Source organism: Streptomyces hilarionis (assembly GCF_024539675.1).
Lineage (GTDB): Bacteria > Actinomycetota > Actinomycetes > Streptomycetales > Streptomycetaceae > Streptomyces > Streptomyces hilarionis.
In genome coordinates this window covers 1-280 of the sequence record NZ_JAHHIT010000695.1, presented here as the reverse complement: position 1 = coordinate 280, position 280 = coordinate 1, and the positions used below count along the sequence as shown (strand labels likewise).

Below are 280 nucleotides of genomic sequence, written 5' to 3'. Positions count from 1 at the left end.
GTTTTATAGGTTGATTATTTATTCTTGATAGAAAGCAAAGATCTCGGCTAGGATCTATCATTCCAAAGATATCAAGTATTCGTTGCTCACCGCTTAAGTTTTTTACAAGCACCCATTTGTTATTGTTTTTGTCGAGTATAAAAATATTATCTGTGAAACTGCTTCTTACCGGTATCATCAGATCTGAAGCTGGTGCTATGTCTAATACAGCGCTTTCAAAAATCGCCCATTTGTTCAAGAGAGGGTCTGCATCGGACCTATAAAGTGAGGCAAGTAAATA

Annotated in this window: 1 protein-coding gene; it reads right to left on the bottom strand. The window is 36.4% G+C overall.

What is annotated here, in order from left to right:
* A partial coding sequence (locus tag KMS84_RS40050; protein ID WP_256921577.1) for a hypothetical protein occupies positions 1-280 on the bottom strand: 280 nt, incomplete at both ends.